At 42.0% G+C, this 24610-nt stretch carries 13 protein-coding genes, 1 pseudogene and 1 riboswitch; of the genes and pseudogenes, 12 read left to right on the forward strand and 2 right to left on the reverse strand.

What is annotated here, in order from left to right; translation table 11 throughout:
* Window positions 1-10: 10 nt before the first annotated feature.
* Window positions 11-2002, reverse strand: a complete 1992-nt coding sequence (treP, locus tag PW252_RS01120; protein ID WP_248049669.1) for a PTS system trehalose-specific EIIBC component — start codon at window positions 2000-2002, stop codon at window positions 11-13.
* Window positions 2003-2410: 408 nt separating this feature from the next.
* Between treP and treR the strand changes: the two genes are divergently transcribed.
* The 9 genes and pseudogenes from treR to PW252_RS01165 all read left to right on the forward strand — a co-directional run bounded on the left by treR (window position 2411) and on the right by PW252_RS01165 (window position 12203).
* A complete protein-coding gene (gene treR, locus PW252_RS01125) occupies window positions 2411-3124 on the forward strand; it encodes a trehalose operon repressor (protein WP_248049670.1) in 714 nt (237 codons plus the stop codon).
* A 55-nt stretch (window positions 3125-3179) separates the two neighbouring features.
* The gene (locus tag PW252_RS01130; protein ID WP_248049671.1) at window positions 3180-3491 is read left to right on the forward strand and encodes a hypothetical protein; all 312 of its coding nucleotides are present in this window, start codon (window positions 3180-3182) and stop codon (window positions 3489-3491) included.
* Window positions 3488-4036: a CvpA family protein gene (locus PW252_RS01135; RefSeq protein ID WP_105124490.1), complete on the forward strand. Its 549-nt coding sequence runs from the start codon at window positions 3488-3490 to the stop codon at window positions 4034-4036. Before PW252_RS01130 ends, PW252_RS01135 begins: the two co-directional genes overlap by 4 nt.
* A 35-nt stretch (window positions 4037-4071) precedes the next feature.
* A complete protein-coding gene (locus PW252_RS01140; protein WP_248049672.1) occupies window positions 4072-6405 on the forward strand; it encodes an endonuclease MutS2 in 2334 nt (777 codons plus the stop codon).
* Window positions 6406-6428: 23 nt separating this feature from the next.
* A pseudogene (locus tag PW252_RS01145) lies at window positions 6429-7132 on the forward strand (GNAT family N-acetyltransferase).
* A gap of 371 nt (window positions 7133-7503) precedes the next feature.
* Window positions 7504-7818: a thioredoxin gene (gene trxA, locus PW252_RS01150; protein WP_172028300.1), complete on the forward strand. Its 315-nt coding sequence runs from the start codon at window positions 7504-7506 to the stop codon at window positions 7816-7818.
* Window positions 7819-7869: 51 nt separating this feature from the next.
* On the forward strand, window positions 7870-8808 hold the full coding sequence (gene msrB, locus PW252_RS01155; protein WP_248049673.1) for a peptide-methionine (R)-S-oxide reductase MsrB: 939 nt from the start codon (window positions 7870-7872) through the stop codon (window positions 8806-8808).
* 106 nt (window positions 8809-8914) lie between these two features.
* Window positions 8915-9018, forward strand: a riboswitch (glycine riboswitch).
* Window positions 9019-9131: 113 nt separating this feature from the next.
* Window positions 9132-10466 (forward strand): alanine/glycine:cation symporter family protein, encoded by a 1335-nt coding sequence (locus tag PW252_RS01160; protein WP_248049674.1) that lies wholly within the window; start codon window positions 9132-9134, stop codon window positions 10464-10466.
* 174 nt (window positions 10467-10640) lie between these two features.
* Entirely contained in the window at window positions 10641-12203 is a 1563-nt protein-coding gene (locus tag PW252_RS01165; protein WP_248049675.1) for an LPXTG cell wall anchor domain-containing protein, read from the forward strand.
* 116 nt (window positions 12204-12319) lie between these two features.
* Here the strand turns inward: PW252_RS01165 and PW252_RS01170 are convergent, their stop codons facing one another.
* Window positions 12320-13519 (reverse strand): hypothetical protein, encoded by a 1200-nt coding sequence (locus tag PW252_RS01170; RefSeq protein ID WP_248049676.1) that lies wholly within the window; start codon window positions 13517-13519, stop codon window positions 12320-12322.
* Window positions 13520-13817: 298 nt separating this feature from the next.
* On the opposite strand from PW252_RS01170, the gene PW252_RS01175 reads away from it, so the two are divergent.
* From PW252_RS01175 to PW252_RS01185, 3 genes are all read left to right on the forward strand, one after another.
* The gene (locus PW252_RS01175) at window positions 13818-22310 is read left to right on the forward strand and encodes a leucine-rich repeat protein (RefSeq protein ID WP_316716832.1); all 8493 of its coding nucleotides are present in this window, start codon (window positions 13818-13820) and stop codon (window positions 22308-22310) included.
* A gap of 152 nt (window positions 22311-22462) precedes the next feature.
* Entirely contained in the window at window positions 22463-24058 is a 1596-nt protein-coding gene (locus PW252_RS01180; protein ID WP_248049679.1) for a DUF805 domain-containing protein, read from the forward strand.
* A complete protein-coding gene (locus tag PW252_RS01185; RefSeq protein WP_316716833.1) occupies window positions 24059-24559 on the forward strand; it encodes a hypothetical protein in 501 nt (166 codons plus the stop codon).
* Window positions 24560-24610: the final 51 nt, after the last annotated feature.

The following is a 24610-nucleotide window of genomic DNA, read 5'->3' on the forward strand; positions in this document are numbered from 1 at the left end:
TAAGGATTGATTAAAGTTTGCTTGCAGTTAGGAGTGTTTGTCCATTTTCAACTGCGCCTGGTAATTGTTTCAGGATTTCCACAGAGAAGTCAGCCTGGTTGGTTACGATAATTGGAGTTTCGGTCACCAATCCAGCTTCTTGAATGGTTGGAATGTCAAAGCTGATCAGTTTATCACCAGCTTTGATGGTGTCGCCTTGTTTGACGTGGGCTTCAAATCCCTTGCCTTCTAGGCTAACAGTATCCATACCAATGTGGATTAAGAGTTCTAAGCCTTGGGCAGTTGTAATTCCAATAGCATGTTTGGTTGGAAAGAGCACAGAGACAGTTCCGTCAACTGGCGCTGTCAAGAGGCCTTGACTTGGTTCGATGACCAAACCTGTACCCATGACACCAGAAGAGAAGACAGGGTCAGTCGCTTGTGACAATTCTTTGGCTTGTCCAGTTAGGGGACTTACCAATTCAATCTTTGCTCCTGATGAAACGCTTGGAGTTACGCTTTTTACTTCTTCAGGAGCCTCAACCTTTTTTGCAAACAAGCCAGCACGCTTGAATACTGCAGTCAGTACCATAGGAACAGCAATTGCGACAAACATAGTGATGGCGAATGCTCCCCAGTATTCAGCCTTGATAGACAAGATACCTGGAAGACCACCGATACCGATAGATGCAGCTTGGATGTTGAAGGTTACAGAAAGTAAGCCAGCGATACTTGAACCAATCATAGCAGCTACAAATGGGTAAACGTATTTCACGTTGACACCAAAGAGGGCTGGTTCAGTAACACCAAGATAAGCAGAAATCGTTGCAGGAAGCGAAACTTGAGCTTCTTTTTCATTGTGACGGTTCATGAGGAAGTAAGCAAATACTGCAGAACCTTGAGCGATGTTAGAAAGAGCAATCATTGGCCAGAGACCAGTTCCACCAGCATCCGCAATCAATTGTGTATCGATGGCGTTTGTCATGTGGTGGAGACCAGTGATAACGAACGGTGCATAGAGAGCACCAAATACAGCACCGAAGAGCCATTTAACTGGACCTGTCAAACCTGCCAATACAATAGTTGATAACCATTGACCGATTGTCCAACCGATAGGACCAAGGACAGTGTGGGCCAAGATAAGAGCTGGTAGAAGTGATAGGAATGGTACGAAGATCATGGATACCACTTCAGGAATCACTTTACGCCAGAAGATTTCTAGGTAAGAAAGGGCCAAACCTGCCAAGAGGGCTGGGATAACTTGGGCTTGGTAACCGATACGAGCGATGCTAAAGGCACCAAAGTTCCAAGACCAGTCGCTAGCGATGGTCGCTGCGTCTGTACTTGGTACAGAATATGCGTTAAGCAACTGTGGAGATACCAAACAGATACCAAGGACGATACCAAGGATTTGTGACGTTCCCATTTTACGTGATACAGACCAAGTAATTCCGACTGGTAGGTAGTGGAAGATGGCCTCACCTGGCAACCAGAGGAAGTGGTTGACACCATTCCAGAATGGTGAAACATCAACGATAGTATTATAAATCGGAGAGCCAGAAGCTGTGACTTGTTTGACACCGTCAACTACTTTTTGTCCCAACCACTCCATCTGAACACCTTCTAGGAGGTTACGGAAACCGAGAATCAAACCGCCGACGATAAGCGCAGGGATGATTGGGGTGAAGATTTCCGCCAACATTGTCATAACACGTTGGATAGCATTTTGGTTACTTTTAGCGGCTGACTTAGCAGCTTCTTTTGATACGCCTTCAATACCAGATACCGCAGTAAAGTCATTGTAGAAGATTGGTACATCGTTACCGATGATAACTTGGAACTGACCAGCGTTGGTGAAGGTTCCTTTTACTGCTGGAATGTCTTCGATGACTTTGACATTTGCCTTCTTGTCATCAGCAAGAACAAAACGCATACGTGTTGCGCAGTGTGTTACTGCATTGACATTCTCTTTTCCACCAATAGCATCTAGGAGCTGTTTGGCTTCTTTTTCAAATTTTCCCATATATTTTTCCTTCTAGGCACAATTGGGCTAGTGCCGTTCCCATATTTTTTAGTCACTTAGTTTCTCTCTTGGTATTTTGTTAACTCGCTTTGCCGTACGCTATGAGGGTTACATTTTATCAGCAGTATGATTTTTAACCTTCAATAGTCGCCACTCTGACTGTTGGAGCAGCCAGTGGCTAGTTGCCTAGTACCAAAAGTAAACTAAAAGACTTTGTTTTCCGATTTATCATGTTTTAGGGGGACACAACAAATTGGATATACGAAATTTGTACGGACAAATTTCGTTCGTGCTAATATTGTATCCGATTTCAAAAAATAATGCAAGCCCTTTTACTTAATTTTTTTAAAATTTTGTTATAATAGTGATGTTGTATGATAGAAAGCAGTCAATATATGGGGTTAAAAAATGAAAAAATACCAAGAAATTTATCATGATTTAAAGGAAAAAATCCGTACAAATCTTTATCCGGCGGAAACGTCCTTACCGACCGAACAACAATTGCAGGAAATCTATGGGGTTAGTCGGGACACGGTACGAAAGGCTTTGGCTATGTTGACAGAAGGGGGGCTTATCCAAAAGGTTCAGGGACGTGGTTCCATGGTCTTGAAGCAAGAAATCTTGAATTTTCCTGTTTCTGGCTTGACCTCCTATCAGGAATTGACCAACTCTCTTCAATTGTCTAGTCAGACACAGGTTGTCAGTCTAGAACAGGTGACGGTCAACAGCAGTTTGGCTAGTTTGACAGGTTTTGAACCCTATAGCAAGGTCTGGAAAGTTGTCCGTACACGTTCTATTGATGGGAAGATTTCTGTCGTGGACACAGACTATCTGGCAGTGGAGCTGGTTCCTGAGTTGACTCTTGAGATTGCGGAGAGGTCCATCTATGAATACCTGGAAGGCCAGTTGGGCTTGGATATCGCCTATGCGCAAAAGGAAATTACGGTGGAGCCTACTAGCCGGGAAGAACGTGATTTGATGCAGTGTCAGGATGATTACTTGGTTCTCATCAAGTCCCGGGTCTATCTGGGGGATACAAGACAGTTCCAATATACAGAAAGCAAGCATAAGATTGATAAATTCCGATTTGTAGATTTTGCACGCAGAAAACATTCTTTGTAGGATATGGATTAGCAAAATCATCTATTTTATTGTATAATGGTAAGAGAGGTGTTTTATGGCAAACTTAAATCGATATAAATTTACATTTGGTGAGAAGCAATTAACCTTAACGACAGAACATGATAATCTCTTCATGGAAGAAATTGAGCGTGTTGCAACCGAAAAATATCAGGCAATCAAGGAAAAGATGCCAACGGCTGACCCTGAAACCTTGGCGCTTTTATTGGCAATCAACGCCCTCTCTGTTCAATTAACCCGTGAAATCGTTTTTGAGCAGACCGAGGCAGAGTTGGCCTCTGTAAAAGAAAAAGTATTGAAGAAAAATGTCACATTAGTTGATTTGGATGAACTTGAGGAGAAGGCATGATTTCATTGGTAATTTTGCTAATTTTGGCCTGGAGCTTCTATATTGGCTACAGTCGTGGCTTGGTCTTGCAGGCTTTCTATGGTCTATCTAGTATTTTGGCCCTGGTCATTGCAACGGCTACTTACAAGAAGTGGATAGCCTTTCTCTACCTTTGGGTGCCTTTTGCCAATGCCACTCAGGGTAGTTCGACCTATTACTTTGATGAAAACTATCTATTTGATTTGGACAAGGTATTCTATGCAGGTCTTGCCTTTCTTTTGATCTATATCCTGATTTATGGATTGGCACGTTTTGTGGGGATTTTTGTCCATCTACTAGAGGAATTTAACCCGGATACAAGAACGACCAATCTGATTAGTGGTGCCATAGCTGTTTTGGTGACCTTTCTTTCCTTGCAGATTGTTTTGGTCTTGCTATCGACCATCCCCTTGGCAGCAATTCAAGATAGGCTCCATGGAAGTTTTCTGGCCAATTTTATGATTCAGTACACACCATTTACGAGTAGTTTTTTAAAATCTCTTTGGTTGAGTAATATTGCAGGGTAAGGGGAACCTTATCCTTTTTGACTAAGTAGGAAAATATGAATAGTAAAATTATTGAAAGCCTTGAATTTCACAAGGTTATAGGAAAAATCGAGCCCTATCTCTTGACGGAGCAGGGTTTGGAAGAATTAAGGCAGTTGGAGCCTATGGTGGAAGCCCACCGTATCCAGCAGGCCTTCGATGAGTTGACTGATATGGGACAAATCTTTGTCGAAAGTCCTTACTTTAGCCTCTCAGCGACCAATGACATCAATCCAGCTATGCGCCGTTTGGAATTGGATACAGACCTAAATATCAGTGAGCTATTGGCAGTTAAGAAAGTCTTGGAAGTATCTAAGTCCCTCTTGGATTTCTATGGCAATCTTGAAAATGTCAGCCTCAGCCAGCTGGACAAGCTCTTTGAAAAAATTGAGCTTTTCCCCCACTTGCAAGGCTCCCTCCAGTCCATCAATGATGCTGGTTTTGTAGAGGATTTTGCTTCTGAGAAATTGGCTCGTATCCGTCGGAAAATCCGTGAAGCAGAGGACCAGGTCCGTCAGGTCATGCAGGATATTTTGAAGAACAAGAGCGATATGCTGTCAGATACTATCCTGGCTAGCAGAAATGGGCGTAATGTTCTTCCTGTAAAAAATACCTATCGGAATAAGATTGCAGGGGTTGTCCACGATATTTCCGCTTCTGGCTCGACCGTTTATATTGAACCCCGGGCTGTAGTGAGTTTAAATGAAGATATTAGTCACTTGCGTGCAGAAGAACGGCATGAAATTAGTCGGATCTTGCAGGAACTGTCGGATATGTTGCGACCACATAGTGGTATTATTCGCAATAATGCTTGGGTCATTGGTCATTTGGATTTTATTCGTGGCAAACATCTTTTTGCGCGTGAGTACAAGGCGGTGGTTCCTAAGTTATCTGATAAGCAAGATATCGCTCTTCTCAATGTTCGCCATCCTCTGATTGCTCAGCCTGTACCGAATGATCTCTATTTCGGTAGCCAGTTGACGGCTATTGTTATTACAGGTCCCAACACGGGTGGTAAGACTATCATGCTCAAGACCTTGGGTTTGACCCATCTGATGGCCCAGTCTGGTTTGCCTATTCTGGCAGACAAGGGCAGTCGGGTCGCTGTTTTCAAGGAAATTTTTGCAGATATTGGGGATGAACAGTCCATCGAGCAGAGTTTATCAACCTTCTCCAGTCACATGACTCACACGGTAGCGATTTTGGCGGAGGCGGATCAAGATTCTTTGATTTTATTTGATGAGTTGGGAGCTGGGACCGATCCCCAGGAGGGTGCGTCGCTGGCAATGGCTATTTTGGATGACCTTCGTCTGCGGGGGATCAAGACCATGGCAACTACCCACTATCCGGAACTCAAGGCCTACGGGATAGAAACCTCTGGTATTGAAAATGCCAGCATGGAATTTGATACCAATAGCTTGCGCCCAACCTATAAGTTTATGCAGGGTGTGCCTGGACGTTCCAATGCCTTTGAAATAGCAAGACGTCTTGGTCTGTCGGACATCATTATCCAGTCGGCTCAGTCTTGGACCGATACAGATAGCGACGTGAACCGCATTATCGAGAAATTGGAAAGTCAGACTGTTGAAAGTCGCCGTCGCCTAGATAAGATTCGTGAGGTGGAACAAGAAAACTTCAAGATGAACCGAGCCCTCCGCAAGCTCTATGACGAGCTCAATCGGGAGAGGGAAAATGAGCTCAATAAGGCCCGTCTGGAAGCTAGGGAAATTGTAGATATGGCATTGGCAGAAAGCGAGGATATTCTCAAAAATCTCCATGCAGCAGCCAGTCTTAAGCCCCACCAGATCATCGAAGCCAAGGCAGAGCTGAAAAAGTTGGCGCCTGAAGTGGTGGATCTGTCTAAAAACAAGGTTCTGAAGAAAGCCAAAATCCAGCGGGAGGCCAAGGTGGGTGATGATATTATCGTCACAGCCTACGGTCAGCGAGGTACCTTGACCAATCAACTCAAGGACGGCCGTTGGGAAGCACAGGTGGGCTTGATTAAGATGACCTTGACCAAAGATGAGTTTGAACTGGTCAAGGCGGAAAAAGCAGAGCAGCCTAAGAAGCGCCAGGTTCACACGGTCAAACGTGCCAATGTTCGAGGACCAAAAGCCCGCTTAGATCTCCGTGGCAAACGCTACGAAGAAGCTATGATGGAGCTGGATGAATTTATCGACCAAGCCCTACTCAATAACCTAGCCCAAGTCGATATTGTTCATGGTATTGGGACAGGGGTTATCCGAGAAGGGGTGACCAAGTACCTCCGCCGAAACAAGCAAGTCAAGGAATTCGGCTACGCCCCACAAAATGCAGGTGGCTCAGGCTGTACTATTGTGACGTTTAAATAGTAATCAACCGATGGGAGATTCTTATGATTATCAGAAAATATCAAACCAGTGATGAAAAAGGCTGGGTTTATTGCAAGGCGCTCAGCTATCTCTTTTCCCCATTCTTTGATGATAGAGAAACAGAGAAGCCCGAACGAATGACAGACGTTTATGACTACCGTGTGGAATGGGTGGCGGAAGTAGATGGCTCAAACGGTTTGGGGAACCGTTTGAGGTTGGAGATGGGACTTGCGTAGCAAGTTTCTGCTATTAAGTTGGTCTAATCGACATCGATATTTACACGGAAGAGTGCAGCCAGTCTTATATTTACGCACCGAGTAAGCGAACAGCTTATTTTACTAACCTAGCAGTCCACCCTGATTTTCAAGGACAGGGCATTGCCCAGGCGCTTTTTGAAAAAGCAGAGCAGGAATTGAAAGAGCAAGGTGTAGAGAAACTAGCCATCTTTACCAGAGAGGGAGATGTAGCCAATCATTTGTATCAAAAATGGGGAGGACAGTTAGTCTGTTCAGATTATCTTGTCATCGGTACACCTAAAGACACACCTTATGTCCGTTTTGGTGTCGATCTTCCCAATGCCAAATTGGCCTTTACAGATGAAACAGGTCAGCCAGCACCCTACTATCTCCGCGAAGGTGTCTATGTAGTTAGTGAAGAAACCGACTTGGAACTCTTTGACATAGAAGATGTCTATCAAGAATTAACCTATGTGGTGGATTTGATATAAAAAAGTTGAAAATCTTTTTTATGATGAACTGAGCAAGTGGAAGGAATGCTCAGTTCTCTCGTATTTTTGTGGTTCAGTTCGGCTTATCCAATTTGTTCTTACGTTTGACATTTTCATAGGTATATCTACCTGATTTTATCTCCGTAGCACATATTCGTCACCTTTGTCTCATTCCCACAATTAGATTTGATAAGAAAAGCTATTTTCCAGTCTACACTTGCTCTCTGCGAACTAGTTTAGCTTGACTAAGTCGCTTTTTAGGTCGCAATTTTCTAGGAAATCCTACTCAACATCTCATCCCGTAGCAAAAATTCGCTTTCTATTTTCTTTTGGTGTAGAATGATAGTAGAAAAACAGAAACGGAGAAAATTATGGTTCAAGTTATTACAGATGCAAACTTTGAAGTTGAAACACAAGAAGGCCTAGTCCTTGTTGACTTTTGGGCACCTTGGTGTGGTCCATGCCGCATGCAAGCACCAATCTTGGAACAATTAGCAGGCGAAGTGGATGAAGATGAACTGCGCATCTACAAGATGGATGTTGACGAAAACCCAAACACAGCCCGTCAATTCGGTATTATGTCAATCCCAACCCTTTTGTTCAAAAAAGATGGACAAGTTGTGAAACAAGTTGCTGGTGTTCACACCAAAGACCAAATCAAAGCAATCTTGGCAGAGATTGGTTAATTATGTAGGTTGAGGAAACTCAGCCTTTTTCTGTATCGAAAGGAAACTCACATGAAAGAAATTTACCTAGCAGGCGGTTGTTTCTGGGGAATGGAAGGCTACTTTTCCCAGATCGATGGTATTCTTGACACCAGCGTTGGCTATGCCAATGGACAGGTGGAGACGACCAATTATCAACTCCTCAAACAAACAGACCACGCAGAGACGCTCTATCTAGCCTATGACGAGGCTCGTATCAATTTGCGGGAAATTCTCCTCTACTATTTCCGCGTCATTGATCCCTTCTCTGTCAATCAGCAGGGACCTGACAAGGGCCGCCAGTATCGGACTGGTATCTATTACACAGATGAGGCTGATTTACCGACCATCGAGCAGGTCATGGCGGAGCAGTCCCAGCTCTTTGGCGGACGCCCCCTAGCCGTTGAAGTGGAGCCACTCGCGCATTACATCCCCGCCGAAGACTACCATCAGGATTATCTCAAGAAAAATCCCCAAGGGTACTGCCATATCGATCTTGGGCAGGCAAAAATCCCTCTGATTGATGTTGCAGACTACCAAAAGCCAGACCAACAAGTCTTAAAAGACAGCTTGACTGAACTCCAGTACCAAGTCACTCAAGAAGCTGCGACGGAAAGACCTTTCGAAAATGAGTTTTGGGATAGCGACCAGGCTGGTCTCTACGTCGATATTACGACTGGTGAGCCCCTCTTTCTCTCAACAGACAAATTCGACTCAGGCTGCGGCTGGCCCTCCTTTACCAAGCCAATCAGCAAGGAAGTTGCGACCTATTTCCAAGATCTTTCCCACGGCATGAACCGTATTGAAGTCCGCAGTCGGGCCGGTCATGCTCATTTAGGTCATGTCTTTGATGACGGACCGCGTGACAAGGGTGGATTGCGTTACTGTATCAACTCGGCAGCCCTGCGTTTTGTCCCTAGAGAGGAAATGGAAGAAGCAGGATATGGTTTGTTTTTGGATTTGCTGCAATAATTTTTTGAAAACTTGCTTGATTTTTCCTGAAAAATAGTCTAGAATAGAGCAAGATAAAACTGAATAACCGGTTGATAGTGGGCAGAAAGGCAACTGACTGTCCAAAGGACGGAACTCTGGAGAGACCATCAGGCACCGAAGGGGCAAGGTGGTTCTACTTGGAAAAGTAGAACTGCTGAAACTCTCAGGTAAAAGGACAGAGCGCATTGAAGATAGGGGATTTTCCTTTGTTTTTCGCGTTGATTCTGGAGGTTGATAAATTCAGCCTCTTTTGTTTTTTCCGGCAGCTTTATCGGATTAAGAATGATGCTTAGGAGGAAGCTATGTTAGAATTGATGCAAAATATCAATAATTTTGTTTGGGGTCCGCCCCTTTTGTTACTATTGGTCGGAACGGGTGTCTATTTCACCCTTCGTTTGGGAGTGTTTCAAATCAGCAAGTTGCCGACGGCCTTTCGTTTGATTTTCTCCAGTGACCAGTCTGGTCAGGGAGATGTGTCCAGCTTTGCGGCTCTGTGTACGGCCCTTGCGGCAACGGTTGGTACGGGAAATATCGTTGGGGTGGCGACTGCCATTACGACAGGTGGACCAGGTGCCCTTTTCTGGATGTGGGTGGCGGCCTTTTTCGGGATGGCAACCAAGTATGCGGAAGGATTTTTAGCGATTAAATACCGAACCAAGGATGCCAACGGTCAAGCGGCAGGTGGACCTATGCACTATATCACCTTGGGGATGGGGAAAAAGTGGAAGCCTTTGGCAATTTTCTTTGCTATTTCAGGTGTTTTAGTGGCTCTCTTGGGAATGGGGACCTTCTCTCAGGTTAATTCGATTGCCTCATCCATGTCTGCTAGCTTTGGTCTGGCTCCCCAGTTGGTCAGCATTGTGACAGCCATTTCCATCGCCTTCTTTATCTTTGGGGGAATTGAGAAGATTTCGGATATTTCGACAAAAATTGTTCCTTTCATGGCGATTTTGTATATCTTAGCAAGTGTGGCTGTTTTGGCCCTGCATTGGGAACAACTCTTGCCAACCCTTGCCTTAGTTTTCAAATCTGCCTTTACTCCAGCTGCAGCTGTGGGTGGTTTTACAGGTGCGACCGTGCAACAGGCCATTCAGCGTGGGATTGCGCGTGGGGTGTTCTCCAATGAATCTGGTCTGGGCTCAGCTCCGATTGCGGCTGCCGCAGCCAAGTCTGATAATCCAGTAGAGCAGGGCTTGATTTCCATGACAGGCACCTTTATTGATACGCTTATCATCTGTACCTTGACAGGTTTGACGATTTTGGTGACTGGTCAGTGGTCTATCGAAGGCTTGGCAGGTGCTCCGCTGACCCAGGCAGCATTTGCTTCTGTCTTTGGACAGCCAGGGGCCTTGGCCTTGACCATCAGTCTGGTTCTCTTTGCCTATACGACCATTCTTGGTTGGTCTTACTATGGTGAGCGTTGTATCGAGTTTCTATTTGGGACCAAGTCTATCTTGCCTTATCGTTTGGTCTTTGTAACCATGGTTGCTCTTGGTGGCTTCCTCAAGCTGGACTTGATTTGGACCATCGCAGATATTGTGAATGGGCTTATGGCTCTACCAAACTTGATTGCCTTGCTGGCTCTCTCACCAGTCATTATCAAGGAGACACGCCAGTATTTTGCCAAGAAGAAATAAAAAAATAAGTGCAAAGGATTTTATTCCTCTGCACTTTTTTGTTTTGTAGTAACTTTCTTTTTAGAATGGAAAGTTGTTATTTATTTTGGAAATATTTTCTATAGAAAAGGAAAGGAAATTATAGCTAGAGTTTGATACTATTGGTATAAAAATAATAAATTAAAGAGGTATAATATGAAAAAGACAAGCAAGTACGTTTTACTTTTATCAGCAGGATTATTGTTGGCACCAGTCGCTCTAAACCATATTGTAGATGTACCGACTGTGTATGCAACTGAAACAGTTGCGAGTAAGGAAATTACGATTGCTGGTGGTTATTATGGTCAAGGTGTTGCCATTGATCCTTTTACTATGACGGTCAAGGTAGGAGATGTTATTTCCATAGATGATTTAAAGGCCAAGTATAATATTACTGCTACTACCCAGTCATTTGAAATGGTTGATTGGGAAGGTGCTCCGACAAAAACGTGGAATTCAGAAACAACTAGTATCGTAATAACCGAAGAGCTGTTAGGCTATGATAATCTCAGAATTACGTTTGAATCACTTATGTCTAATGTGCAGCATGAGCATCATGCTTCTTTCCTCAACCTGGTTGATGGCTCACATATTAAACCGACTGAGCTTAATCCAAAGGATTGGAATGGGGCACCTCATATTCCTGGATATATTCACGTAGCCTTGTATGGCGAAGGGGCGGTGGGAACAAGCGTCAGCATCTGTTATTATGTACCTGAGGGAACTGATTTGGCTACTGTACGTAGGCTTATTGATGAAAAAAGGTTGGGGAATTTTGTTGTTAAGAATCTAGATAGCCTATTCCCATCAGAAGTGACGCCTGCAGGAAATGAGGGTGGTCAATCAAGCAAGGCTGAAAATACAAGTACCGCAGAAACACCGATATCTGACGTGGGGTCAAAGGCTCTCTTTACAGCTACAGATTTCCCAGGTCATAGTGAGGAGCAGGTTTTTGCAGCTCAGGTGGCTTATACTATCCATAAGACAGGTGGAGAGGCAATGAAACCACTTTTTGCGAGTGGTGTGAAAACGATCTTCCATTCAAAAGAGGCTGGCAGTCAGGCAACGGATTTAACACCAAATGTTCTCTTGCCTAGAAAGACTTACTACATTATGACAGGTCTTGAAGGAATCAGTACTTATACCAAGGTTATTACCTATTCGGATAATGGTGATGGAACTGTAACGGTTTATTCTATTCCTGATAGATTGGAGCGCTTGGGATCGACTCAGGAAAAGTATGAAGAAAAGATGAATGTATTATTCAAAGAAGGTCGGGTTATTACCGTCCTAAAACCGAGCATGGAAGAAGTGTCACTTCGTCTGAAAACCATGGTCAAGGAGGATATCTTTGCTTCAACCAGCCTTGCGAACATTGAAAGTAAGCCGAGCAATCCGACAAGTACTAGTCATAATGAAAGCCAGCCTGGTCAGACGCCGTCAGGAACAGCTTCTTCCGATGTAGATACCAGAGGAACAGCTACTTCAAGCCAATCAACCACAGGTACAACTGGTTCAAAACAATCCATCAAAGGAACAACTGCTCAAGGAAAATCTACTGCAGAAACAACGGCTGCTGATAAGACCGCAGTTAAAAAAGCAGATAAGAAGAACTTGCCGAAGACAGGCCAAGTGGGCTCATGGTTAGCCATCGCAGGTCTAGCATTGTTACCAACAGCAGCATACTTCCTTAAGAAACAAAAGAAAAATCAAGGATGATAGCTTTCTAAAAAAACATAAGGAAATGAGGGGTGCAATCTGACTTTGTCAAGTGATAACTGTTAGCAAATTAGACTTACCTCTTATCAAATAAATAAAATAAATAAGTGCAAAGGTTAATCCTCTGCACTTTTTTGCTGGCTTTGTGGTAGGAAATCCTGCCAAAATTCGTTCCAAGGTTTGACAATGTAGGCATAGCCTGAAGACGGGAAGGTCCAGTCGATATTTTCAAAGTAGGCCATGGTGGCATTGGGTTCGATGCGGTCGATGTTGGAAATCTGTTTGTTGAAACTACCGAAGTTTTTCAAAGTCAAGCAGAGTTTGCGCTTTTCATTGGTACGGATACGGACGGTGACCTTGAAACGTTTGGCCGGAGAATGCAGGCGAAAACTGCCGAAACGGATAGGAAAGCTGGCAAAGTACTTGGTCTGCAAGTCGATCTGGTAGAGGTCAGAAGTTGGAAGATTCTCCACTAACAAGCTACGTTTATAGGGGAAGCGATGTTTTTCAGTATCCAAGTCTTCATCCAAAACCTGCACCCTGTCGGAATAGTCAATCTGGTTAATCTTTAGGCTGATAAAGTGATTGTTGCTACGTAGGGTGGGAGTGGAGTAGAAGGTGTTTAGGAGAAACTTATCTTTATGAGGGTGGACAGGATTGGGGTAGTGGGAGGTAAATAGCCTCTTGACCAGAACCTTAAATTCTTTTTTCTTCATATCGGGATGGATAACAATGTCCCGTTCGTAAGATAGGTAGTAGCGTCCTTGCTGGATGGCTTCCTCTAAGTCTTGGTTGAAGTGGAGACTGTCCACGAGGGAGCTTTTTTCTTGTTGGCAGCTAGGAATATTGGAGATATGGATAAGAGAAAAGAGAATGGTTGTTGCGATATAGTGGGTGTATTTTTCTTGGGAATAAAAAGAGTTCAATCTTTTTTCCTGTTCCAAAAATGTTTGTTTTTCAGAGTTTAAAACATCTGTTTGCTCACTAGCCATTTCGTGTAACTTTTTAGCAACACCAACAGTCGATGTTTCTGGATATTGCAACAATCGTTGCTCAAACTTTTCTACGACTTGAGAAAAATCTTGCTGTGCTAGATAGTTCTTTAATTTATGCGGGATATTTTTTCTTCCGTTAAAATATTTGGAACAATCCGAAATACTGACATAAAATTCCTCATCTTCCTTACCAGGTATTTCTAGAAATTGAAAGATACTGTTGACAATAGCTTCTTGCTTAACCCAGCCGACATTTTTCTTCTTTCTCTTATTGACGGCTAGGATAACCTGTAAAATTTCGCTAAAGGATAAAAAAATCATGGTTCATTCTTCCTCTTTGAAAGCGTATTATATTTTCATTTTATCAAAAAAATATAAGGAAATCAGCTAATTATGTGCTTGGAAACTTTCTTTTTTGATAAGGAAAGTTTCCGAAATAGAGCATAACTATTTTCTACAAAATGGAAAGGAAAAAAACGGGTCATTTTGATATGATGGGAGTGATTAATATATGAAGAAGAGGGGAGAGAAAATAGGATGAAATATGCTTATTAGTGTTCTAGTAGTTATCGGTTAATAGGAAGTTTACATGTTCTAATGGTTCTAGAAAGGTTTGTATATGATTAAAAAGAAAAGTAATCGGTATTCAAAGAGTTTGTTTCGACAACAGGAAATTTTTTCTATTCGTAAGCTGAGTTTGGGTGTTGCCTCTGTTTTATTAGGTTCCTTCTTTATAGGTGGGGATGTGGTTCAAGCGGAGGAAATTTCTGGCGGTGCGGAATCTTCACTGGTAGTAGGAGCTGAGGAAAAGCCCCCTGTTGCCTCTACAGAGATTGTCCCAGCGAGTGAGGGGGATAGTGTTGTTATTTCGGATGAACATCAGGTAGAAGATTCAATTGCATCACAAGCTGTTCCAGCTACTACTGCCCTACCTTCTCAGGATAATCCAGCAGAGGAAGTAGGTGTTGGTTCAGAGAATGTAACACCTGTTCCAGCAGAAACGCTTCCTTCTACCAGTTCTTCATCGGTCGCTCCAGATCCTGTACCTCAGCCTGTATCAACAGAGAAGGATGGAGATGATTCAGCACTTTCCCCAGCTGTGCCAGCAGCTACTAGCTCATCAGAGATTGTTCAGCCGGTAGTAGAAGGTGGAAAAGTTCTTCCACGGTCAGCTTCGGAAGTTTCTAGGGATGAGAGAGATGAGTTGGTGGGGGGAGAGTTCAAAGATGAAGAGTCACTAGTTGCTAACGAAGATTCGAATCGTGAACCAAAACTAGATTCTTTGGACTTGAATGATGAAAATGGCTATGAAGATAGAAGTGCAGAAGAAGGTTCTAAGGTAGAAGAAGAAAACCGCAACAAACGCTTAGCGTATTTTGCAGAGTTAAATCGTTCAGGTTTTTCTAGAATAGAGATTCCGGAAGGGATGACCATGATTGACCATGAGGCTTTTCGAGGGAATAAGGACCTGAAAGAGATTGTTTTACCAACAACTCTAAAAACTATTGGCTACGGTGCATTTGAAAATACAGGTCTGGAAAAGTTAGTTCTACCAGCTTCTTTGACCTCTATTGGAGATAGGGCCTTTGCAGGTATTCCAACTCTGAAAGAAGTGGTGATACCAAAGAATCTTACCTATGCTCCCAATATATTTGCAGGTAGTGAAAATCTTAAAAAAGTAACCTTTGAGGACGGCATTACAGTCATTCCAGCTTCTATCCTTGCTGGGACTAGCGTGGAGGAAATCCACCTTCCAAGCAGTGTAGAAATAATCGATAGTTATGCTTTTTCTGAGAATAAGTACCTGAAGAAAATCAATCTCAAGGATGGAGTGAAGGCAATTCATTCAGGAGCCTTTTCAGGTAATGGTTCTTTGGCTCAGGTTGACTTGCCGGATACTTTAGAATACATAGCTGACTATGCTTTTAGTGGAACTGGTAGCCTTGCATCAATTGACCTACCAGCCAGTGTAAAACAAATTGGTTATAGTGCTTTTTATGATTCTGGTCTGACTTCTATCAACTTACCAGCAAACCTTGAATCAATAGACTACCATGCCTTTTACTCGACAAGATTGTCAGAGGTCAAGCTACCAGCCTCTCTTAAGTATCTTGGTTGGGGAGCCTTTTCTCATATCGATAGCTTAAAAAAGGTAGAGGTGAATTCGGATATAACAACAGCTCAACATTGGAACTATTGGCCTTCTCCGTTTTGGGAGAGTCCTTTGACGGATGTTACGATTAAGGATGGTGTGACGGTGATTGCTGATATGATGTTTGAGGGGCAATCTGGAATTACTTCACTATCTCTTCCATCTAGTCTGCTTGAAATTAAACCCACAGCTTTTTCAGGTGTTGGGATAGAAAGTCTGACCCTACCTGCTGGATTACAAAAACTAGGAACTCATAGTTTTGCTAGGAGTTCTAATTTGAAGTCCGTAACCATTCCGATTAGTCTTGTTGAGGGGGATGGAGCCTTCATTGACTCAAAAAATTTGGTTAATATCAGCCTTGCTCCTGGAATGACTAAGATTATAGACGGTCTCTTCCGCGGGACTGGTTTTTCAGAGTTCACGATACCAGAAGGTATTACAGAAATTGGAGCGAATGCCTTTTCTGATAATGGAAATTTGACTGCTATCACTCGACCATCTACTCTTCGAACGATGGGAGCCAATACCTTTTCTTATACTGGACTCAAGCAACTTGATCTTCCTCCTGGGATGAAAAAGATTCCCGATGGTCTGTTACAAGGGACAATGATAGAAGAGTTTGTTATTCCAGAAGGGGTGGAGGAAATTGGGGAACGAGCTTTTGCGAATAATTATTCCTTGAAATCCGTCGTTCTCCCATCTAGTCTGAAAAAAATTGGCTACGGAGCTTTCCAGAATACAGGTATAGAAAGCATCACCTTTAAGGATGGTCTGGTAGAGATTGGTGATTATGCCTTTTCCAATACCAATCTGAAATCGGTCCTTCTTCCAAATAGCGTCACCAGTCTAGGAAGTTCAGCTTTTTCATGGATAAGTACACTAACCGATCTTACTCTTTCTGAGGGCTTAACAGAAATTAATGCTGGAACATTTTCAGGTACTTCCCTAGAAAGAGTGACCCTTCCTAGTGCTATTACAGCGATTCATGACTCTGCTTTTTTTGGGGTTGGCACCTTGAAGGATATTATCTTCTCAAATGGGCTAAAGCGTATCGACGGCTATGCCTTTGCTGGCACAGGTTTGACAGATGTCACCCTTCCTAATCAGTTAGAGTATCTTGGTTCGCAAGCTTTTGCGACAGATAGTCTTCGTTCTATACACATCCCTAAATCACTTAAGGAAGCTGTATATTCTTGGCAGCATGGTGGCTCATTCACGGGTGCCCATAATCTTCAAAAGGTTACTTTTGAAACAGGAATCCGTCAGATTGTAGCTAATCTCTTTAGAGGTTCGCATATAGAGAATATGGATTTGCCAGCTACCGTTGAGGAAATTGGAAGTTCGGCTTTTGCCTACTCTGCTTTGAAAGACATTAGCCTACAAAATGGTTTGAAAAATATTGGTGCGTCAGCCTTCAGTGAATCCCCTCTTGAGAGAATCACTCTTCCTGATAGTGTGACCGAGATTGGTGATTCAGCTTTTTATCGTACCAATCTGGAAACCATCCACATTCCTGATAGTGTGACTGCAATTGGTTATTCAGCCTTTGAAAATTCTTACAAACTGAAACAGGCGAAGTTATCAGCTTCTATGAAATATATTCCAGCAAGTATGTTCTCAGATACCCGTCTATCCAGCATTGATATCCCGACCGGTGTGGAGCGAATTGATGGAGCCGCCTTTTCAGGTACCAAGTTAAGTCAAGTTAGTTTGCCAGAAAAACTCAAAGAGATAGGAGATTCTGCCTTTTCAGGTACGCCTCTGACTAGCATTTCTTTCCCAGCTAGCCTTGAAAAAATAGGGGATTCTGCTTTTAGCAGAACATCATTAGAAGAGGTTACGATTCCTAATACCATCAAGGAGTTAGGGAGTGGAGTTTTCAGTAGCATATCAACCTTAAAACAAGCCCACGTAGCTAAAGACTTTGTAGGAGGGGATGCTACTTTTAGTGGTTCTAGCATTTTGGAAAAAGTAACCTTTGAGGAGGGGCGGACGGCGATTCCGAGCGAATTTTTTGCCAATACAGGTGTTAAGAAAGTTATCCTGCCCAAAGAGCTTAAAGTCATTGGTTCAGGAGCCTTTCGTTCTACTCACAACTTAAAAGAGATTGATTTGGGAGAGAAACTAGAAGAGCTAGGAAGCAAAGCTTTCGAATCTTCAGGCTTGACCCAGGTTACTCTCCCGAATAGCTTGCCTTATTTGAGTTATAGGGTTTTTGCAGATAGTACTTCTCTACAGAGTGTAAGGTTACCTGAGACCTTGACCACTATACCCGAGGAGGCATTTCAAAATACCGGCTTGCTCTCCCTAAACCTACCAAGCTCCGTTACCCGTATTGAAAGAGCTGCCTTTGCTAATGCTAAGATTTCTAAAATCGATTTCTCAACTGGTTTGGAAACGATAGGTGATGGAGCTTTCAGTGGAAATCGATTTGAAAAATTGGAACTTCCTAAATCTTTAAAAGAATTGGGTTATTCTGCTTTTTCTGATAATAAAAACCTGACCTTCCTCTACATTAATAGTGATTTGGAACATGCTAGATATGGTTCATATTACTCCAATGGTTCCCCTTTTAAACATAGCAACTATTCATCCGATACCAAGAGTCTATACGTGGAGTTTAAGGATGGAGTGACTAAGATTCCAGCCCGTCTTTTTGCCGAAGCCAAGCAAGTCATTCGGGTTGATTTGCCTGAGGGGCTGAAGGAGATAGGCGAGTCTGCTTTCTATGGAACCAGCATCATGAAGGATGAATCCAAAGAATCTGCTCCTAAGCCTCCAGCGAATGAAAATAGTAATGCAGAAAAAGAACAACAAAATGCTCCATTCGATGCAGTGAGTATGACTCGTTTGGAATTACCGGATAGCTTAGAAACCATAGGCAATCATGCATTTGGAGGTATCGATACCCTGACGAGTGTCAATATTCCTAAGAATCTGGTAGTGGCAGACCAGGCCTTTGCTGGAAGTAGAAATCTAACACATCTAAGAAACAATGTTGAAGGTGTTCGTATTCCAGACGGTATGTTAGAGTCCACAGGCATTGCGACCTTTATTGTTCCAGAAGGTATCACAGAAATTGGCAAGTATGCCTTGAGAGACAATAAACAATTTGATATTGGAGCAGATCCTTTTGGTGTCAGTTTAGTAGACAGAATAAAACGTCCAGGCTTGACAAATGTGATTCTGCCATCTACCTTGACCAAGATTGATAGTCGTACCTTTGAATCAACTTCTATCAAATTTATTGATATTCCGAATGGAGTTAGTGAGATTGGCGAAGGAGCCTTCCGTTTTAGTCCAGAATTGGAGACGGTTAAGCTGCCTAAGGAACTGAAAAAGTTAGGTGGTTACCTCTTTGAAGGCAATGAAAAAATGACTCTCTTGGTCCTGCCAGATAAGGTTGAGAGCATTGATGTAAACGCCTTTGTAAACATGCCAAACTTGGAGAAGGTTTACATTCCAGCAAGTGTGAACTCTATTGGTGAAAACCTTATTTTTAACCCGAATACGACCTTCTATGTTGCGGCAGGTTCCTATGCTGAAAAATATATGAAGGAACGCAATATTCCTTATGAAATTTCAGGGGATGACTATAAACACTATAATGATGGCATTGTGAAAAGTTCTCGTTTCTCTGTTGCATCTCAAACCTTGAAACAGTCAGGAAAGTTAGCCCTTGATTTGAACTATAGTTTAGATACTGCTGGAAGAACTATCGCTGACAAGGAGATTCGCATTACCCTTCCAAAAGGGGCAGTTGCTTTTGAGAAAAAGATTAAGATAGATGGAAAAGAACAGGAAGCCATCATTGAAAATGATGTTCTCAGAATAAAAAATAGTGCAGATAGTAGCCGGATCCAATTTGTTGTCACAACAAAAGCGAATGAGTTGACCCAGTTACAACTGGCTGCTCAGGTACTCTACAAGGAATATGGCATCCAAAAATCAGAAGTCTTAGGTCACCTTAACGAAGAAATGCCATTCTTGATGATTAAGACCGATACGGCAATACCAAGCAATACGTTGAGGATTACCGGCATAACAAAACCAAATACGGTAGTTCGCTTTGAAGTTATAGATATGATGGTTGGAGAGCAAAAGATTGATAAATTTGAAGGTAAGGTTTGGTTGTTTGAAAATTTCTCAAGTAAACCAGTAATATCAGACTCAACAGGTCAATTCCAGACGGTGCTAGCCTTTGATATGGATTATCTTAAAAATCGATTTGGAGATGGATTGAAGAGTTTCAAAGTTCGTGCTATTGCGGAAGTTGAAGGTGTCGAAATTAAAACGGATTCGGAAAAGATTGTTGTCAGTAACGATGCACCAGTATTGATTCAATTCCTCATGAAACACAATGGTCAGGAGTTGGATTTGCTAGATAATAAGGTCAATGAAAACGTTATATTCAGACCAAATTCAAAATTTGAGTTTCAGGTAAAATTCTATAATTCCGAAGACATCAGCGGAGTTTGGGTCAATACAGTTCGCAATGGGGTGAAGAAACGGATTCAATTAAGTCAAAAAGACGATGTATATACTGCATCTGCTTACTTTGATGATAGCAATCATGATTTTATTCCAAGTGGTTTTGGCGTAGAAGTGGAAAAGTACAATAAGGATAACGATGGTGATGGTTTGCTGACTGAAACAGTGATGACAGCCGATGATATGGAAAAGAATCGTTGGTTGAAGAAAAATGGATACCCAGACTTAATTGATTTGAATCCAGATAGCTGGGATGTATCGGATAGGGATTTACTAATCTTTGCTGGGTTGACCTATTTTGATGAAGGGAGATTGAAACAATTCTTTTCAGGCAGTCCTTCTAATCACATTGAACCGAAAGATATTGCCTATAATGAAAAAGGAGAAAGGAGTCAATTTTATGATTTAGAAATTTCTTTTTCTGATAATCGGCTGTTTAAAAAATGGAAGTTTGTAAAGCAATTGAGAAATAAATACAGTGAAGTTGCTGATGCTACAGAGTATCACGATATTATGAAAAATTTAGAATCTGTCGTGTCTTACTTTATTGATGAAAAAGGTGAAAGCGTCATTATTTCTTATCGCGGAACAGATGAGGGGGTGTTAGAATTAGCACATGATATTCTTATAAATAAAGGTCAAAATACTATTGAGAGGACTGCAAGAAAGCAACTAAAAGCCATCCTGTCAGATATAAACGACAATCATAAAAATATAAAAAATATCTATATTGTTGGTCACTCCCTCGGTGGATATGAGGCCTATCAAGCTTTGGATGAAATTTTAATAGGTGGTAATGAGGGAGATTTATCAAGACTGAAGAAAGTCATTAACTTTAATGGTCCTGGTTTTAAAAGTCAAGATGAGAAAAATAAGAGAGCACAAAAAGTCAATCAGGAAGGTAAAACTAGAATTAGATTTTATGTTTTAGATGATTATGATTTTGGAAATGGAGTTGCAACTCCAGGACCTTATCCAGAAGACTTAATTCTTGGAGATAACCGCCTAAAACTAAAATACACTAACAATGCAGAGGCAGGTTTCTTATCGCATTATGCTCACAATTTATATACCTTCTTCTATTATCTGGACCGTGGCTATCGCTCGTCAAAAAATCGCTTCAAAGATGCAGAACCTTATATTGATCGACCGATTTTTCCTGAGGTCAAAAATTTTGTCCTCGCCCTCTCAGAGACACCGAACTATGTCATCGACCCATCTGGTCGAGTCCTCAACAGTGTGACTGGCAAGCCTGTCGTGAATGCGACGGCCAAAGTTTACTATAAGGATAAGGATGGTAAGGAGGTGTTGTGGAATGCAGGTGATTATTCACAGCTCAATCCTGTTTTGACCACTATTCATGGAGAGTATGCTTGGGATGTGCCAGAAGGTTTGTGGAAGGTGAAGATTGAAAAGGATGGTTATGAGGTAGCAGAATCTGACTGGCTTCCAGTTCCACCACCACAGACTGAGGTGAATTTCAATCTCCAACCAAAAACTTATTCCTTGGAATTTATTCTAGATGGAGGAAAAGCTATTTCAATCTTGCCGACTAGCTACATGACAGAAGTGGAACTTGCTTTACCATCGGCAGAGAAAGAGGGCTATGATTTCTTGGGCTGGTTTGATAATGAAACTAGAACAGGATTACCAGTAACAAACACCCTATTCTCTACAGTTGGGAACAAGAAATTATGGGCGGCTTGGGCTAAACCATTGGTTAAAGAGCTACCAACAGTCGCTCCAACTGCAGTCGCTTTGCCGACTGTTCAGTTGACAAGAGTAGAAAGACCAATCAGGTCAGTAGAGGTTATCTATCTGGAAGATGCCAATTTGCTATTTGGAGAAAGCCGAGAAGAGATAGGTCAAGATGGTGTGCTAGTTGTCGAAGTTGCTGAATTTATCTTAGATGGTCAGGTGACTGAAACTCAAGAATTTGAAGTATCTCGCACCGAAGTTACTCCACGTAAAGTTTACCGTGGTACTAAAATCATAGAAACTCCACTTGTTACCCAACTTCCAACAGTCGCTCCAACTGCAGTCACCTTGCCGACGGTTAAGTTGACAAGAATAGAAAGACCAATTAAGTCAGAAACGGTTGTCTATCTAGAAGATCCTACTCTGCCAGTTGGAGAAATTCGAGTAGAAGAAGGGCTTGCAGGTCTATTAGTGGTAGATCTTGCTGAGTACATCCTAGACGGTCAGATTGTTAAGGTAGAGGAGTTTATTCTTTCTCATCAAGAAGCAACTCCACGCAAGATTTATCGTGGAAGGAAACAGGAAAGAATAGCGACAACCGTAGAGCAGAAACAGGCTGATCCGTCACCATTAACAGAGAATGTTTCTGTGATAAATCAATCTTTGCCAAAGACTGGTCAGACAGATTCCGTTACACCAGCTATTCTTGGACTATCTTTATTCTTGGCAGGAACTGCCCTCATCAAATCAAGAAAGGATGAAATAGTCTAAACCAGACCTTTGAAAAGAAAACACATCTGGCAATCCTCCGTGTAAGATTGCCAGATAGTTTCTTTCTAGAAAGTAAAGTGATAACGGTAAGAAACCAGAGGTTACAATTAGGAATTTGTTATAGATTTGCAGTGTAAAACAAAGGAGATTCTATGCAACAGAAATATAAAATTGACCAACGTGGTCAGAATATTGGATTTTGGCAGGCAGGTCGCGATTGTCTACGTGGTTCTTTTAGTTATGGTGGCTATACTACTAGAAAGGGATACTTTTTTGGTGGACTAATCATCAGTTTACCAGGAATCGTTCTAGAGATTTTTTCTTCAATCCTGGTAATGTCTAGTGTGTCAAGTATGCTGACTAATCCAGAAGCCAGTAGTGCTAGTTTTACAGCTGGAATGACACTATCGATGCTTGGTATGGTCTGTACGTTCTTAGCAATTATTCCTGGCTTACCTAGTACTGTCCGTCGGCTCAGGGATGCTGGATTGAACAACCAAGGTATTATTATTTTTCTGGCTAGTTCACTGATTCTGTCATTGTTACCAGTAATCAATATTGTGGTCTTCATTGTTAATATTTATGTCACTTGCCAGCCATCCGGTCGCTTTTTGACAGATGAAAAAAATCATCTTCTTTTCTCTAATCGGGAAAAGGAGCAACACGACAATTGGGCGACCTACCAATCTTCTAATTATGTTGTAGAAAATCTTGCCGATGCCCATACAGGAAATTCAGCTCAACAAACTCAAGAGGTTGAGGCTGCTGAGATTTCACAAGAAGAGTACAAAACTACGAATCCTATTACACCAGAAATTCAAAAAGACTTGGATGAAATGGTTATGGGAGTATCAAGTTATGCTTCACCTTCTGATACAGCTACGAGAGTTAGTGCTCCCTCATCATCTAATGGTGTGACAGAGGAATTGAGAAATCGAGAAGGTATTCCCTATTCGAGTGTTTACACTCAAAAAAGCTCTGCTAAATTTAAAATCATTGGTGTCATTGTAGCAGTCATTTTATGTATAGCGGGTCTTTCAATTTTAGTGACGAATAAGCAAAATACTACGCAAAATTCATCTATCCTTCCTGTCCATAAGACCATCGATATCTCCACCTATGACATGGTTTTATATTCGGATGGAGAATCGGGGAATGGTACTGCCGAAGTAGAAATTACCTCTATTCCTTACTATGAAGGTTACGATGAAGAGATTGAACAATTATTGTGGAATCCGACCGTGACGCTATCAAAAGAGAATCATTTGAGTAATGGAGACGTGGTGACAGTAAGGATTGAGTTGGACCCGGATGAACTAGAACGATTGGGACTGGATGCGACAGGAATCTATGAGCAGGATGTGACGATTAGCAAATTGGATGAACCCTATGTGGTCCAAGAAAGTTCTACTTCACAACATAGTGTCCTGTCAAATGCAATCATTACAAATATTTCAGCAACTTCCTACCTTTCTGAGCCACAACATCATTTAGAACATTTGCCAAAAAATATTATAGACGGAGATCGGACGACCGCTTGGGTAGAAAATGTTAGTGGACAGGGAATTCAGGAATCCATCACATTGACACTAGACGGGGTTTATAACATTTCCCAAATGTCTATCTACTCTGGTTACCAGTTGAGCGATGATATCTACTATAAAAATTCCAGACCAGCAAGACTTCGACTGACATTTTCAGATAACAGCTATCAAGAAGTTGAAGTCAATGACCAGATGGGTGAATAATTGATTACACTTCCTCAGTCAGTCGATACTTCCTCAATAACGGTGACGATTTTAAAAACTTATTTTGGTAATAGGTATGAAGACACAGCCATATCAGATATCCGCTTTATTGGACAAAAATCCCAAGGTAGTGTTTCATCAAGTTCGCAATCTTTTCAAGCTATTTTTCAGGAAGAATGGCCGCCCTCAAAGCAAGATGAACTAGCTCAATATATGGTGCAATTTGGTCATGAGATGAACCAGCCTAACTACCAACGTATTGCTATCACCAAGCCTGTTGTTTGGTCAGGCAGAGAGTTAGATGAGAATTTTAAAATTTTAGATGGATACGAGTATTGGTACGACAATTATACCAAGGTGCATAGGTATATTTTTGTTGTGAACGTAACGGGAGAGCCTGTTGTTCTTTATTCTAAAGACACTGGAGATCCAGAATTCTATATTGTCGGTCTGACTCAAAATGAGATGTTGCCAACAGCCTTTCGAGAGATATATTATTGAAAATCTGACCTTCTGTAATTATTTTCTTGTTATTTTAAGGAGATGTAGAAA

Source organism: Streptococcus sp. 29887 (genome assembly GCF_032595075.1).
In the GTDB taxonomy this organism is placed as follows: Bacteria; Bacillota; Bacilli; order Lactobacillales; family Streptococcaceae; genus Streptococcus; species Streptococcus iners.